12 protein-coding genes and 1 pseudogene are annotated in these 14,780 nt (G+C 62.6%); 7 read left to right on the top strand and 6 right to left on the bottom strand.

Features of this window, described 5'->3' with window-relative positions; genetic code table 11:
- The first annotated feature begins 86 nt into the window (after positions 1-86).
- The 3 genes and pseudogenes from hpnA to P9292_RS14460 all read left to right on the top strand — a co-directional run bounded on the left by hpnA (position 87) and on the right by P9292_RS14460 (position 4,282).
- Positions 87-1,097: a hopanoid-associated sugar epimerase gene (gene hpnA / locus P9292_RS14470; protein WP_309848339.1), complete on the top strand. Its 1,011-nt coding sequence runs from the start codon at positions 87-89 to the stop codon at positions 1,095-1,097.
- Between the two features lie 222 nt (positions 1,098-1,319).
- Positions 1,320-3,571, top strand: a pseudogene (locus P9292_RS14465) (NADP-dependent isocitrate dehydrogenase).
- A 195-nt stretch (positions 3,572-3,766) separates the two neighbouring features.
- A complete protein-coding gene (locus P9292_RS14460) occupies positions 3,767-4,282 on the top strand; it encodes a hypothetical protein (RefSeq protein WP_250467573.1) in 516 nt (171 codons plus the stop codon).
- Positions 4,283-4,298: 16 nt separating this feature from the next.
- Here P9292_RS14460 and P9292_RS14455 read toward each other — a convergent pair whose 3' ends face one another.
- Positions 4,299-5,501, bottom strand: a complete 1,203-nt coding sequence (locus P9292_RS14455) for a glycosyltransferase (protein ID WP_250467574.1) — start codon at positions 5,499-5,501, stop codon at positions 4,299-4,301.
- Between the two features lie 463 nt (positions 5,502-5,964).
- Here P9292_RS14455 and ispH point away from each other — a divergent pair, with 463 nt between their 5' ends.
- Positions 5,965-6,936 carry a 4-hydroxy-3-methylbut-2-enyl diphosphate reductase gene (gene ispH / locus P9292_RS14450; protein WP_250510437.1) on the top strand — a complete coding sequence of 324 codons (972 nt, stop codon included), beginning with the start codon at positions 5,965-5,967 and terminating at the stop codon, positions 6,934-6,936.
- Positions 6,937-6,949: 13 nt separating this feature from the next.
- Positions 6,950-8,104, top strand: a complete 1,155-nt coding sequence (hpnH, locus tag P9292_RS14445; RefSeq protein WP_244828861.1) for an adenosyl-hopene transferase HpnH — start codon at positions 6,950-6,952, stop codon at positions 8,102-8,104.
- Between the two features lie 62 nt (positions 8,105-8,166).
- Here the strand turns inward: hpnH and P9292_RS14440 are convergent, their stop codons facing one another.
- The 3 genes from P9292_RS14440 to P9292_RS14430 form a co-directional block, all read right to left on the bottom strand.
- Complete coding sequence (locus tag P9292_RS14440) at positions 8,167-8,562, bottom strand: type II toxin-antitoxin system VapC family toxin (protein ID WP_309848335.1); 396 nt, start codon at positions 8,560-8,562, stop codon at positions 8,167-8,169.
- The gene (locus tag P9292_RS14435; protein WP_409015377.1) at positions 8,559-8,798 is read right to left on the bottom strand and encodes a type II toxin-antitoxin system Phd/YefM family antitoxin; all 240 of its coding nucleotides are present in this window, start codon (positions 8,796-8,798) and stop codon (positions 8,559-8,561) included. Before P9292_RS14435 ends, P9292_RS14440 begins: the two co-directional genes overlap by 4 nt.
- A 170-nt stretch (positions 8,799-8,968) precedes the next feature.
- Positions 8,969-9,583 carry a phospholipid-binding protein MlaC gene (locus tag P9292_RS14430; protein ID WP_244828862.1) on the bottom strand — a complete coding sequence of 205 codons (615 nt, stop codon included), beginning with the start codon at positions 9,581-9,583 and terminating at the stop codon, positions 8,969-8,971.
- A gap of 254 nt (positions 9,584-9,837) precedes the next feature.
- Between P9292_RS14430 and P9292_RS14425 the strand changes: the two genes are divergently transcribed.
- Positions 9,838-12,498: an MMPL family transporter gene (locus P9292_RS14425; RefSeq protein WP_250467578.1), complete on the top strand. Its 2,661-nt coding sequence runs from the start codon at positions 9,838-9,840 to the stop codon at positions 12,496-12,498.
- Positions 12,495-13,445, top strand: coding sequence for a VacJ family lipoprotein (locus P9292_RS14420; RefSeq protein ID WP_244828864.1), 951 nt, complete (start codon positions 12,495-12,497; stop codon positions 13,443-13,445). Before P9292_RS14425 ends, P9292_RS14420 begins: the two co-directional genes overlap by 4 nt.
- A 70-nt stretch (positions 13,446-13,515) precedes the next feature.
- Here P9292_RS14420 and P9292_RS14415 read toward each other — a convergent pair whose 3' ends face one another.
- Both P9292_RS14415 and P9292_RS14410 read right to left on the bottom strand, forming a co-directional pair.
- Complete coding sequence (locus P9292_RS14415; protein ID WP_309959674.1) at positions 13,516-13,986, bottom strand: hotdog domain-containing protein; 471 nt, start codon at positions 13,984-13,986, stop codon at positions 13,516-13,518.
- 121 nt (positions 13,987-14,107) lie between these two features.
- Positions 14,108-14,764: a phosphorylase gene (locus tag P9292_RS14410; protein ID WP_309964021.1), complete on the bottom strand. Its 657-nt coding sequence runs from the start codon at positions 14,762-14,764 to the stop codon at positions 14,108-14,110.
- Positions 14,765-14,780 lie beyond the last annotated feature (16 nt).

Here is a 14,780-nt window from a genome sequence, read left to right as displayed (position 1 = left end):
CTGGCTTTGCGGGTTCTTGACGCATCCATTGTCGCGCGGCACTTGTTACGAAAAAACGGCCGCGCAAATGTAAGGGCGAGGTAAGAATGACTGAATTTTCCGGCTCACGCGTGCTTGTCACGGGAGCCTCGGGTTTCGTGGGTTCGGCGGTTGCGCGGCTCGCGATCGAGCGCGGTTTCAAGGTGCGCGTGCTGGTCCGCGCCACGAGTCCGCGCAAGAACGTCGAAGCGCTCGATGCCGAGATCGTCGTCGGAGACATGCGCGACGAAGCCTCGATGCGCGCCGCGCTGAAGGGCGTGCGCTATCTGTTCCATGTGGCCGCCGACTACCGGATCTGGGCGCCGGACCCGGGCGAAATCGAGCGCGCGAACCTGCAGGGCACCGAGGCGACAATGCGCGCGGCGCTGGCCGAAGGCGTGGAGCGCATCGTCTACACGAGCAGCGTGGCGACGCTCAAGGTCACGAGTTCGGGCGCAATTTCGGATGAGACGAAGCCGTCGGACACGGCGAGCACCATTGGCGCGTACAAGCGCAGCAAGGTGATGGCGGAGCGCGCCGTCGAGCGCATGGTCGCGAACGACGCGTTACCGGCGGTGATCGTGAATCCTTCGACGCCCATCGGTCCGCGCGACGTGCGGCCGACGCCTACCGGGCGCATCATCGTCGAAGCGGCGACAGGGAAGATTCCCGCTTTCGTCGACACGGGCCTGAATCTCGTCCATGTCGATGATGTCGCCAACGGCCACTTTCTTGCGCTCGAACGCGGCAAGATCGGTGAACGTTATATTTTGGGGGGCGAGAATCTGCCATTGCAGCAAATGCTCGCGGACATCGCCGGATTCGTCGGGAGGAAGCCACCGACCATCAAGCTGCCGCGCGGGCCGCTTTATCCGCTCGCCGTCGGCGCGGAGATGTTCGCCAAGTTCAGCGGCAAGGAGCCGTTCGTGACGGTGGACGCGCTGCGCATGTCGAAGAACAAGATGTATTTCACGTCGGCAAAGGCGGAGCGGGAACTAGGCTACAGCGCGCGGCCGTATCGCGAAGGGCTCAAAGACGCGCTCGACTGGTTCCGTGCGAACGGCTATCTGGGCAGTTGAGGGCGCAACGTTCCGCATTGCGAGACTGGCTCAACTCTTCTATAAGACCTAAAAATTTCCAAGTTATTGATTTGAAATAAAAATGCTTTGTTTTACGCCCGCGCGGCGACCAGCTTTCACACGCGCGCCCCTCAAAATCATGCAAAATAGCGGATTCACGGCCGGAAGGGTGAATGCAGCCGGCGCTTTTTTCCAACCTGTTCTGCGAAGTCGAGACAAGCGATGAGTAATCAGCAACCCACTATCATCTACACCCTGACCGACGAAGCTCCGCTGCTCGCAACCAGCGCCTTTCTGCCGATCGTCCGCACTTTCATCGCGCCGGCGGCGTCAATGTCGAAACGAGCGACATCTCGGTCGCCGCGCGTATCCTCGGCGAGTTTCCCGAGTTTCTGAGCGAAGAACAGCGCGTGCCGGACAATCTCGCCGAACTCGGCAAGCTCACGCAGTTCGAAGACACCAACATCATCAAGCTGCCTAACATCAGCGCGTCGCTGCATCAGCTGATCAGCGCGATCAAGGAATTGCAGTCGAAGGGCTACAAACTGCCGGACTATCCCGAAGAGCCGAAGAACGACGAAGAGAAGGCCATTCGTCAGCGCTACTCCAAGTGCCTCGGCTCGGCCGTGAACCCGGTGCTGCGCGAAGGCAACTCGGACCGCCGCGCGCCGCTCGCGGTCAAGAACTTTGCGAAGAAGCATCCGCACAGCATGGGCGAATGGAGCATGGCGTCGCGTACGCACGTCGCGCGCATGAAGCATGGCGACTTCTATCACGGCGAAAAGTCCATCACCAACGACCAGGCTCGTGAAGTGCGCATGGAACTCGTCACGAAGCGCGGCGAAACCATCGTGTTGAAGCCGAAGGTCAAGCTGCAGGAAGGCGAGATCGTCGACAGCATGTTCATGAGCAAGAACGCGCTCGTGGCGTTCTACGAAGACCAGATGGAAGACGCGCACAAGACGGGCGTCATGCTTTCGCTGCACGTGAAGGCGACCATGATGAAGGTTTCGCACCCCATCGTGTTCGGTCATGCGGTCAAGGTGTTCTATAAAGACGCGTTCGCCAAGCACGCGAAGCTCTTCGAGGAACTCGGCGTCAACGTGAACAACGGCTTGGTCGATCTCTACTCGAAAATCGACACGCTGCCGGAATCGCAGCGCGATGAAGTCATCCGCGACCTGCACGCCTGTCATGAACATCGCCCGGCGCTCGCCATGGTCGATTCCGCTAAAGGCATCTCGAACCTGCACGCACCGAACGACGTGATCGTCGACGCGTCCATGCCCGCCATGATCCGCGCGGGCGGCAAGATGTGGGGCGCCGACGGCCGTCCGCAAGACACCAAGTGTCTGATCCCGGAAAGCACGTTCGCGCGCATCTATCAGGAAATCATCAACTTCTGCAAGACCAATGGCGCGTTCGATCCGCGCACCATGGGCACGGTGCCGAACGTCGGCCTGATGGCGCAGAAGGCCGAAGAATACGGCTCGCACGACAAGACTTTCGAGATCAGCGAAGCCGGCACGGCGCGTATCGTCGATAACGCGACCAACGAAGTGCTCGATTCGCTCACGCAGGAAGTCGAGCAAGGCGACATCTGGCGCATGTGTCTCGTGAAAGACGCGCCCATCCGCGACTGGGTCAAGCTCGCCGTCACGCGCGTGAAGAACTCGGGCACACCGGCCGTGTTCTGGCTCGACCCGTACCGTCCGCACGAAAACGAGCTCATCAAGAAGGTCGAGACGTATCTCAAGGACCATGACACCACGGGCCTCGACATCCAGATCATGTCGCAGGTGCGCGCCATGCGTTACACGCTCGAACGCGTGATCCGCGGCATGGACACGATCTCGGTGACGGGCAACATCCTGCGCGACTACCTGACCGACCTGTTCCCGATCATGGAACTCGGCACCAGCGCGAAGATGCTCTCCATCGTTCCGCTGATGGCGGGCGGCGGCCTGTACGAAACCGGCGCGGGCGGCTCGGCGCCGAAGCATGTCAAGCAACTGGTCGAAGAAAACCATTTGCGCTGGGATTCGCTCGGCGAGTTTCTGGCGCTGGCGGTATCGCTGGAAGAACTCGGCATCAAGAACGACAACGCGCGCGCGAAACTCGTCGCGAAGGCGCTGGATGCCGCCACCGGCAAGCTGCTCGACAACAACAAGAGCCCGTCGCCGAAGACCGGTCAGCTTGACAATCGCGGCAGCCAGTTCTATCTGGCCATGTACTGGGCGCAGGAACTCGCGAACCAGTCGGAAGACCGCGCACTCGCCGAACTGTTCGCGCCGCTCGCGAAGCAACTAGGCGACAACGAGCAGAAGATCATCGACGAACTCAACGCCGTGCAGGGCAATGCGGCGGATATCGGCGGGTACTATCAGCCGGACCCGGCCAAGCTCGAAACGGTGATGCGTCCGAGCAAGACGCTCAACGCAGCACTGACCGAAGCACAGGCACGCGCGAAGTAAAGTAGTCGGCGCCGTCTCGAAAGGCGTCTTCCGGAGCAATCCGGAAGACGCCTTTTTCTTGCGGCGGGCAACGGCGAAGCGCTTCATCGGCAGCCGTTTCCAAGCATTTCGTTACAACGTGTGCCCGGTGGCTCCTGACGGAGAAGGTAAAGTCACGGTCTCGCTGCCAGCATCGAAAGACACAGATACCTTCGCATGAATCTACATGACCAGCTCGGCGCGCTGGAGTCGAGCCTCGACACGCTCCTCCAGTCCGCTACTTCTCCAGACGACCAACCCGCTCCGCTGCCCATGCGCGTGACGAGCGCCGAGCCCGTCGCGCCCGCTGCGGAACCTGCGCCGCTCGGCGCCGAAGCCGAGCGCGAACAAGCCGCAAGACCTGCGGAAAAGCCTACGCTGACCGTCTCGCGCCCCGACCGCGATGCAATCGAAATGACGATCGCCGGCCAATCGGTGCTGCTGAGTCCCGAAGGCGTGTCGGAGCTGATCGAGGAATTGGCGAACGTGCGTGCATCGATGACGCCGGATCAGCCTGGCGGCATCGCGCCCGGCTGGCGTTTCGCGGCAACGAAAAACCCGCTGATGGCCGTGCAGAAGCACGCAAACGGGGATCGACTGCTCATCATGCGTCACGGCGGACACGGCTGGGTGCCGTTCACGTTTTCGCCGCACGCCGTCGTCGAGATGTATGCCCTTCTGACGAAGAAGTAACGCGCGTTCAAGTCGGTCAGGAGCCTTCCTGCGTCGGCGCCTGCACGCGCGCCTTCCACTGACCGCCCTTGCCGCTCCAGTAACGCACGGCCGAGCCGATCGTCGCGCTCACGTAGAACAGCGCCACCAGCGGCAGGAACGGCGCCCACAGCAGCGAACGCCGGTAGTAGCGCAGCATCGGCCCATACGCAATGCACATGAGCGCCCACGCCGCGCAGGCGGGCCAGGCACGCGCGCCCATCGTGAGCGCCAACAACGGCGGCGCGAGATAGATCACCACCATGCCCAGCACCGTACCCGCGAGCAGAAGCGGCGAGTAGCGCAACTGCGTGAACGCGGTGCGCGCGATCATGTTCCAGATTTCGCGCCAGTGATCGTACGGACGCAGCGACTCGCTCGATTCGGCCAGATCGAGCCGAATGGGCCGCGCGCCGTTGCGCCCCGCGCGATGCTTGATGCGCGCGGCAAGACTGCAATCGTCGATGAGTTCCTGCCGGATCGACTCGATACCGCCCGCCTCCACCAGCGCCGAACGGCGCACCAGCATGCAGCCGCCGGCCGCACCCGAGGTCGTTTTCCGCACGTCGTTGACCCACGCGAACGGATACAGCTTCGCGAAGAAGAACACGAACGCTGGAATCAGCGCCTTCTCCCACGGCGAGTCGCAGCGCAGCCGCACCATCAGCGAGACGAGATCGCGGTCTTCTAAAATCGTGCGCGCGACGAGTTGCGTGGCGGCATCGGCCGGATGGTAGATGTCGGCATCGGTAAGCAGAAGGAATTCGGCGGGCAGGCCGAGCGAATCGATAGCACCGATGCCCTGCGACTGCGCCCATACCTTGCCCGACCAGCCAGGCGGCAACGGTTGCGCGGTGAGCACGGTCAGACGGTCATCGAGCCCGAGATCGCGGGCGGCGGCGAGTGCGGCGGCGGCGGTGCCGTCGGTGCTGTGATCGTCCACGACGATCACGTGGAACGCGCCCGCGTAGTCTTGCCTGAGTAGCGAGCCGACCGCGCGGCCGATCACGTCGGCCTCGTTACGCGCGGGCACCACGGCCACCAGCGCCGGCCACGCGCCGCGCCGGGCGATTTCGGCTTTGCCGACCGCGTGCACGGTCGTCGCGGAAAGCGCGGGTGCGGGCTGGGCGCGCCAGAAGCCGCCACGGGCGAACAGCAACACGATCCAGATCAGAAATGACAGCCAGGCGATCAGTAGCATGAGATGAAAGTCGAGGGCGGCAGCTCGGACGACCGAGTGCGCTTGCGTTGAATCAGGTCGGATCAGGGATTGCAGCGGGCCGGGGCGTTGCGCCAAAAATACACGAAGGAATAACGCGCGAGGCACGCAAACAAGGCGCAAACGACGCAATCGCACCGTGGCGAGCGAGCGCCCCGCCCGGAGCACCCGACAGTTTAATGGGATATGCCGGTCGCCGTATTGCCGCGTGCCGCAAGGCTCAGCCGGAACGTATGCGACAAGCACCCATAAAGGGAACGAGTTAGAATACGCGGTCATCTTCGGCATGCAGACCGAACCCGGCACGTCGTTTTTTCCGGTCTGCATTCCGGGCTTGTCAAGCCGCCCGTTTGCGGCATGGCCGGCACGATAATGTGGTCCCATGGAACGCGCGAGCATCGCGCCGCCTGATCCGAAACCCGCGCCAGTCGGAGTTCGTTCGAATATGCGTATCATCCTTGCTCAACCCCGCGGCTTTTGTGCGGGCGTGGTTCGCGCGATCGAAATCGTCGATCGGGCGCTGGAACGGCATGGCGCACCGGTGTATGTGCGTCACGAGATCGTTCACAACCGTCATGTCGTAGACAATCTGCGCGGCAAGGGCGCACGTTTCGTCGAGGAGCTCGACGAGGTGCCACACGGCGCGGTCGCCATTTTCAGCGCGCACGGCGTCGCGAAGAAGGTGGAGAAAGACGCGCTGTCACGCGGGCTCGACGTGCTGGACGCCACTTGCCCGCTCGTCACCAAAGTCCACGTGCAGGGCCGGCAGTATGTCTCGCAAGGCCGTACACTCATTCTGATCGGCCACGCGGGGCATCCGGAAGTGGAAGGCACCATCGGGCAGATTCCGGGCAAGGTCGTGCTGGTGCAAAGCGAGGCGGAAGTGGAAACGCTAGCTTTGCCTGTCAATGCCCCGGTCGCCTATGTCACGCAGACCACGCTTTCGGTGGACGACACGCGCGGCATCATCGACGCCTTGCAGCGCCGTTTCACCGATATCGTGGGTCCGGACACGCGCGACATTTGTTATGCCACGCAGAATCGCCAGGCCGCCGTGCGCGAGTTGAGCACTCAGGTCGATGTCTTGCTCGTAGTAGGTGCCACGAACAGTTCCAATTCGAACCGGCTGCGCGAGATCGGCGCGGAAACCGGCGTGCCGAGTTATCTCGTCGCCGATGGTTCGGAAGTCAAGGCCGAATGGTTTGCAAAGGCGCAGACTGTCGGCATCACCGCGGGTGCTTCGGCGCCCGAGGAAATGGTCAAACATGTGATCGATGCCCTGCGCGCGTTCGGCCACGTCGAAGTCACGACGATGGAAGGCCGCGAGGAAAAGGTCGAATTCAAACTCCCCGCGAAGCTGTTGCAACCGCTCGCCGCCCTGGCGACCACGGCAGCGACGGCCACCCGCGAAGAATAAGGAGAGCAAGCAATTGTCTATTCCGCTGCTTCAGAAAGTCCGCGTTGGCGCCTATATCTTTCGCCAGCATTTTTCGCGCAACAAGCGCTACCCGCTTGCACTGATGCTCGAACCGCTGTTCCGCTGCAATCTGGCGTGTAACGGCTGCGGCAAGATCGACTATCCGGATCCCATTCTCAACCAGCGTCTGTCGCTGGAAGAGTGCCTGGGCGCGGTCGACGAGTGCAACGCGCCGGTCGTTTCCATCGCGGGCGGCGAGCCGCTCTTGCACAAGGAGATGCCGCAGGTCGTGAAGGGCATCATCGCGCGCAAGAAGTTCGTGTATCTCTGCACGAACGCGCTGTTGATGGAAAAGAAGATGGACGATTACGAGCCGAGCCCGTACTTCGTCTGGTCCGTTCACCTCGATGGCGACCAGCAGGCGCACGATCACTCGGTATCGCAAGACGGCGTCTACGACAAGGCCGTGAAGGCGATCAAGGAAGCGAAGCGGCGCGGTTTCCGCGTGAACATCAATTGCACGCTGTTCAACGACGCCAATCCCGATCGCGTCGCCAAGTTCTTCGATACGCTCGGTCCGATGGGCGTGGACGGCATCACGGTGTCGCCCGGCTATGCTTATGAACGCGCGCCGGATCAGCAGCACTTCCTGAACCGCGACAAGACCAAGACGTTGTTCCGCGAGATTTTCAAGCGCGGCAACAACGGCAAGAATTGGTCGTTCAGCCAGTCGGCCATGTTCCTGGACTTCCTCGCGGGCAACCAGACGTATCAGTGCACGCCGTGGGGCAACCCGGCGCGCACGGTGTTTGGCTGGCAGCGTCCGTGCTATCTGCTCGGTGAAGGTTACGCGAAGACCTTCAAGGAACTGATGGAAACCACCGAGTGGGAAAAGTACGGCACGGGCAACTACGAGAAGTGCGCGGACTGCATGGTGCATAGCGGCTTCGAAGCCACCGCCGTGATGGATACCGTGGCGCATCCGCTTAAGGCGCTCGGTGTGTCGATGCGCGGCCCGCGTACGGAAGGCGCGTACGCGAAGGATCTGCCAATCGACAAGCAGCGTCCGGCCGAGTACGTGTTCTCGAAGCACGTCGAGATCAAGCTGGAAGAGATCGGGCGGATGTCGAAGGGCAAGGGATCGAAGGCAGCCGCTGCGGCGCATTAATGGCCGAGGGTGGTTGATGGAAGGGCGGATGACTTTGGTTGTCCGCCCTTCTTGTTTTCGGGTTACCAAATGGTCTTGACGTGTTGATAGTCGCGAATTCTCCGGTCCTTCGTGACCAGAGGTGCAGAAAGCGAACGCGCCGTCGCCACGATCATGCGGTCTGCCGGATCTTTGTGGAACTCGCCCGGCAAATCGGCGGATTTGACTGCGATGTTTCGGTCCACGGGGACGAAGCGCACGCCTTCTATTCGACTCACTTTGTCGAGCCAGTCGCCAACGTCCGCGGAGAGGACAACCCGGCCTCGCTTCACCAACATCGCGATTTCCCATGCGGTCATGGTCGAGATCACAATCTCCCCGCCTTCCTCCAATTCTTGCTCGATCGCTGCCCGAGCTTGCTTGCCGAGCGCCGCTCCGCTCACCCACCAAAGCAACGTGTGCGTGTCCAGCACGATCATTCCAGCGTCTCCCAGTCGTCCTCGCCAACGGGCTCCATGGGGTCGTCATAGCGCAACACGCTTCCGCGCAATTCCTCCAGCGGCGTGAGGGATGAGTTGTCGTAGCGCCGCACTTCGAGCACGGGCTTGCCATGGTCTGTCACGATCATATGTTCTCCTGTCGATTCCACGAGACGAAAGTACTCCAACGCTTTCGCCTTGAACTCGGATTTCGAAACTCGCTTGACAGTCATGATAATGCCCCTGGTCACGTAACGATAGTCATTTTAGACTCGGCCAAATGGTATAGGAAAACGGGACAAGCGCGTCATAAACAAAAAAACGCGACGGCTCATCACCGTCGCGTTTCTTATTACATGAGTCTGGCTGGTGCAGGTGGCGTCGCAGGCGCTATTGCGCCTCCATGTCACCCCGCCGAGCGCGAATTGTGCTCCGACAGATACTTGATCAGCCCATCGACACCGTCTTTCTGCAGTTGCCCCGCGAATTGTTGCTGATAGACCTGGATGAGCCACGCGCCCATCATGTCGATGTCGTAGATTTTCCAGCCTTGCGCCGTCTTACCCAATCTGTAACGCACCGGATTGTCGCCGCCAGTCGAAACGACGTGCGATTCGACCACGACGTCGCGCGCGTTCGCATCGGCCTTGGGCGACTCGAAGCTAAACTTGACGTCCTGATCGCGTAATTGCGACAACGAAGCCGCGTAGGTCCGCACAAGCAACGTCTGGAACTGGTCGTAAAGCTGTTTCTGCTGCTCGGGCGTGGCGCTGGCCCATGCCTTGCCCACCGCTATGCGCGTCGTGCGCTGGAAGTCGGTGGCGGGCAAAAAGCGCGTTTGCACGAGTTGTGTGATCTTCGCCATGTCGCCGCCGCGCGCTTGCGGGTCGGCCTTCATCGCGTCGACGGTGCCTTCGACAGCGGCCTTGACGACGGCGTCGGGGCTAGTTTGCGCGAAAGCCTCGCCGGACAGGCCGAGGGCAAGGAGAAATGCGAAGCAAATGGACAGATAGCGTTTCATGGCACCCGTTCTCTGAATGAGTTCTGAGGTTGGAATTGGTATGGGGACGGCGCAATACCCGGTAACGCCGATGCAGCCGGCACGCGTCGAGCCAGTATATCGACACGCGGCGGCATCGACAGTTCAAGACGCATGGCGCGTTCGTGCCCGGCATCGACCGGTATACTGCGCGGCATCGCCGGACGCCGGCGCGCATCATCTCGCCGGCAGCACGCGGCCCGCAAAAATAACAGGACACACCAGGTAGCGTCTTCATGCTGACGTCCAACATTACTCGCTTCGTCACCATCGCCATACGCCGTCCGGCGTGGATTATCGCCATTTCGCTGCTGCTCGGCGTGCTGAGCACGATTTATGTCGTCCATCACTTCAAGATCAGCACCGATGTCAGCCAACTCATCGAGAACGAGCCGGAGTGGGCCGCGCGCAGCAAGGCAATCGACGCCGCGTTTCCGCAGCGCGGCGCCACGCTACTGATCGTCGTCGAAGCCGCGGCCCCCGAATTTGCCGATGCCGCCGCGAACGCACTCGCCGCCGCGCTCAAGCAGGAGCCGGCGCGCTTCAAGTCGGTGTCGCAACCTTCAGGCGGCGATTTCTTCGAGCACAACGGCCTTTTGTACTTACCCACCGCCAAGGTCGACGAAGTCACGAAGCAGCTCGTGCAGGCGCGTCCGCTCATCAACACGCTCGCGCACGACCCGACACTCACCGGCCTCGCGCAGACGCTGAACACCACGCTCAATGTGCCGCTGCTGACAGGCCAGATCAATCTCGGCCAGATGGCCAGCTTGCTCGGCAAGAGCGCGACCGTGCTCGACGGCGTGCTGGCCAATCAGCCGGTTGCCTTCTCTTGGCGCGACGTGGCGGATTCCGCAAAGAGCACCGGACCGGCGCGCGCCTTCGTCACCGTGTTGCCGGAACTCGATTTCAACGCGCTCAAGGCGGCGGCGGGCTCATCGGACGAAATTCGCGCCGTGGCGGCCAGGCTGAACCTCGACAAGAAGTACGGCGCGACGCTGCATCTGACCGGCGCGCAACCCCTCGCCGACGAAGAATTCGCCTCTGTGGCCGATGGCGCCGAGCTCAACGGCATCCTCACGTTCCTGGTCGTACTGGTCATTCTGTGGGTTGCGTTGCGCTCCAAGCGCATGATTCTCGCGGTGTTCATCACGCTCTTCGTCGGGCTCGCGATCACGGCCGCGCTCGGCCTCATGATGGTCCACGCGCTCAACATGATCTCGGTCGCGTTCATGGTGCTGTTCGTGGGTCTGGGCGTGGACTTCGGCATTCAGTTCGGCGTGAAATACCGCGAGGAACGGCACAAGCACAAGCGGCTCGACGTGGCGCTCGCCGAAACCGCGCGGCATGTGGCCGTGCCGCTGACGCTCGCCGCCACCGCGACTGCCGCGAGCTTCTTCTCCTTTCTGCCGACCGCGTATCGCGGCGTGTCGGAACTCGGGTTGATCGCGGGCGTCGGCATGTTCGTCGCGTATATCACCAACATGACCTTGCTGCCCGCGCTCATCAAGGTGTTTGCGCCGCCGGGCGAAGCAAGCGCGCCGGGCTTTCCGGTGCTCGCCCCCGTCGATGAATTCCTCGACCGGCATCGCAAGCCAGTGCTGATCGGCACGCTCGTCGTCGTGATCGGCGCGTTGCCGCTCCTGTTCCATCTGCACTTCGACTTCAACCCGCTGCATCTGAAAGATCCGCATACGGAGTCGATGGCGACGCTCGCCTCGCTCAAGGATTCACCCGAGGGCGCGGTCAACGATGTCGCGGTGCTCGCGCCTTCGCTAGCGGAAGCGGATCGCATCGCGGCGAAGCTCCAGAAGCTGCCGGAAGTGGATCGCGCGACCACGTTGTCGTCGCTGATTCCGGCCGATCAGCCGGCAAAGCTCGCGCTCATCAAGGCTGCCGCCGATCAGTTGCTGCCGGCGCTGAACCAGCCGGTGGCATCGCCCGTGACGGATGAAGTGCGCGTCGCCACGCTCAAGCGTGTCGCGGGTGCGCTGTCGCTCGCGGCCGACGATCACCCCGGCGCGGGCGCGGCCGAAGCGCAGCATCTCTCCGCCACGCTCAAGAAGCTCGCCGCCGCCGATGCCGCCACGCGCGATCGCGCCGACCACGCGATGGCCGAGCCATTGCGCCTCGCGCTCGGACAGTTGCGCGCGCTGTTGCAGCCGGTCGAGATCACGCGCGCCACCTTGCCGCCGCAAATGGTCGAGACGTGGGTTACGCCGAGTGGTCAGGCGCTCGTCGATGTCTCGCCGAAAGTGCCGCCGGGCGCCGATCCGAACGACGACACCCTGCTCGCCCGTTTCGCCGATGCCGTGCGCCACGCCGAGCCGAACGCCATAGGCGGTCCGATCTCCGTGCGCCATTCGGCCGAGACGATCATCAAGGCGTTCCAGCAGGCGGCGATCTACTCGCTGATCGCTATCACCGTGTTGTTGTGGATCGCCTTGCGCCGTTTGGGCGATGTTTTACGAACTTTGGTACCGTTGCTCGTCTCCGCGATCGTCACGCTGGAACTGTGCGTCGTCTTCAGGATGCCGCTCAACTTTGCGAACATCATCGCGTTGCCGCTCATGCTGGGCGTCGGCGTGGCGTTCAAGATCTATTTCGTGATGGCGTGGCGCTCCGGCCAGACGCGCTTGCTGCAATCGAGTCTCACGCATGCCGTGATGTTCAGCGCGGCAACGACCGCAACCGCGTTCGGCAGTCTGTGGTTTTCGCATCACCCCGGCACATCCAGCATGGGGCGGCTGCTCGCGCTGTCGCTTTTGTGCACGCTGATCGGCGCCGTGGTATTTCAGCCGGTATTGATGGGCAAGCCCCGCCGTGTACGCGCAGCCGATCGGGCGAAGCTGCGCGCGAGCCAGCGGCACGACAACCTAAGAGGAATCGAAGAATGAGAACGGCTTTAGCCGCTGGTGCGCATCGCAAGCTGGCCACGAGTGTGGTGATTGCGAGCGCGCTTTTGGTCGCGGGATGCGCGACCGGACCGGACCGCAATCCGCGCGATCCGCTCGAACCGATGAACCGCACGATCTTCAAATTCAACGACACGCTCGATACCTACGTCGCGAAGCCGGTCGCGCAGTTCTACGTGGACTACACGCCGAGCCCGTTCCGCACGGCTGTCAGCAACTTCTTTTCAAATATCGGCGACTTCAGCAACTTCGCCAACAACCTGCTGCAACTGAAGATCACGGACGCCACGCAGGATTTGATGCGGATCGCCATCAACTCGGTGTTCGGTCTTGGCGGTTTGATCGACATTGCATCGCCGGCCGGTTTGCCCAAGCATCATCAGGACTTCGGTTTGACACTCGGACACTACGGCGTGCCGTCCGGTCCGTATCTCGTGATTCCGCTGCTCGGCCCGAGCTCGTTCCGGGACTCGACGACGTGGCTCGTCGACTGGCGCGTGAACCCGATCAGCTACGCGGATAACGAAATCCGCTGGCCGCTGTACGGCATCAATTTCGTGAGCGCGCGGGCCGATCTGATCGGCGCGACGGATCTTCTCTCGCAGGCCGCGCTCGACAAATACGCCTTCGTGCGCGATGCCTACACGCAGCGCCGGCAGTACTTGTTGACGGGCGGCGGGACGGCGACGTTGCCCGATTATGGCGATGAAGGCGCATCCGCTCCCGATGCCGCGAGCGCGCCGGGCGTTCCTGGCGCGACGGGCGGCGGCAGCGCGGCGCAAGGTCTGCCGAATTACGCCGATCCGGGCGCGGCCGCCGCGCCAGCGGGCGGAATGGGCGGCAAGTCGCCAGCGCCGGCGGAAACCACGCCGTCGAGTTCGAGCAAGGATCAAGACGTGCCGCAGTACGAAGATCCGGGCGCGAAGTAAGCCTGTGTTGCCAAGGCTTTTCTCAGCTTCAAAATGAAACGGGCGCTTTGCAGCGCCCGTTTCAATTGCCTCAGTGTGTTTCCGCGGCTTCCTGCATGCCGTAGTCATCGCTCGATGCCTTCGGCGCTTCCACCACGCGCTGGTCGCGTCGATAGGCTTCGAACAACTCGTCCGCATAGCGAATCGCCGTGCGGCCATGCGGCGCCGGGTCGCCTTGCGCGTCGAGGTTCACGAACACCATTTTCTCGACCGTGAGAATGCTCTTGCGCGTGATCTTGTTGCGCACTTCGGCGCGCAGCGTGATCGAGGTGCGGCCGAAATGCGTCGCGGTGATTCCCAGTTCGATGATGTCGCCCTGCCGCGCCGACGTCAGAAAATTAATCTCCGACATGAACTTGGTCACGACGCGCTGATTGCCCAGTTGCGAGATGGCATAGATCGCGGCTTCCTCGTCGATCCAGCGCAGCAGGCTGCCGCCGAACAAGGTGCCGTTCGGATTCAGGTCTTCGGGCTTGACCCATTTGCGAGTGTGAAAATTCATTTGCGCTTCCTTTTCTGCTGACCCCGCGCGCGTGACTGACCGCACGCAGTTTTGTTAGGGTTTTCCCGGATTATACGCAGATGCGGGTTAACCCGCAGAAAGCAAGCGGCACGTTACGCGGTCAATCGAACGTTAGTGCATGCGCGGTTTCAAGCGCGTGACGCGCTTGTACGAGCGATGTTCGCGCGGCGCGGGCATCGGCGGCGAGACGCAGCATGGCGCCAAGTTGCGCGGGCTGACGCGCGAGTTCTCGCAGTATCGGACCGATGGCCGTGGTGCCGTCATCGCGCAAACCAGCCGTGGCCGCGGGCGGCAGCGTGCGCCATGCCGGATCGACAATCGCGCGGCACACGGCGAACGGCAGACCGCGCGCGAGGGCAATCGCCCCGGCGATATGCGATTCCATATCCACCGCGAGCGCGCCCGTCGACGAATGCAACGAGCGTTTCTCCGCTTCGCTCTTGACCGGCGCGGCGACGCCGGCCATGACGCCGCGCCGCGTGAGGCGCTGTAGCGGAGTGCCCGCGAAGGCATCGACGATACGCGCGGACCAGGCGTCGTCGGTACGCAGTTCGCCGAAGGGTCCGCACACGCTGCTGGCCACGATGAGCGCGCCCGGCTCCAGATCGGGCGCGAGTCCGCCCGCTGTTCCGAAGCTGATGACACCCGTGCAGCCGCGCGAAATAGCGTCCGACAACGCGCGCTCCAGCCAGTCCGAGCGCGCCGCGAACACGACTTCCACGCCGCGTCCTCGCACGATCTTCGCCTCGAACGCCATGCCGGTCACGGCAATG

Source organism: Caballeronia sp. LZ001, assembly GCF_031450875.1.
Lineage (GTDB): Bacteria > Pseudomonadota > Gammaproteobacteria > Burkholderiales > Burkholderiaceae > Caballeronia.
Note: the sequence above shows the minus strand (reverse complement) of the source record. Positions and strands in the feature narration are given on the sequence as shown.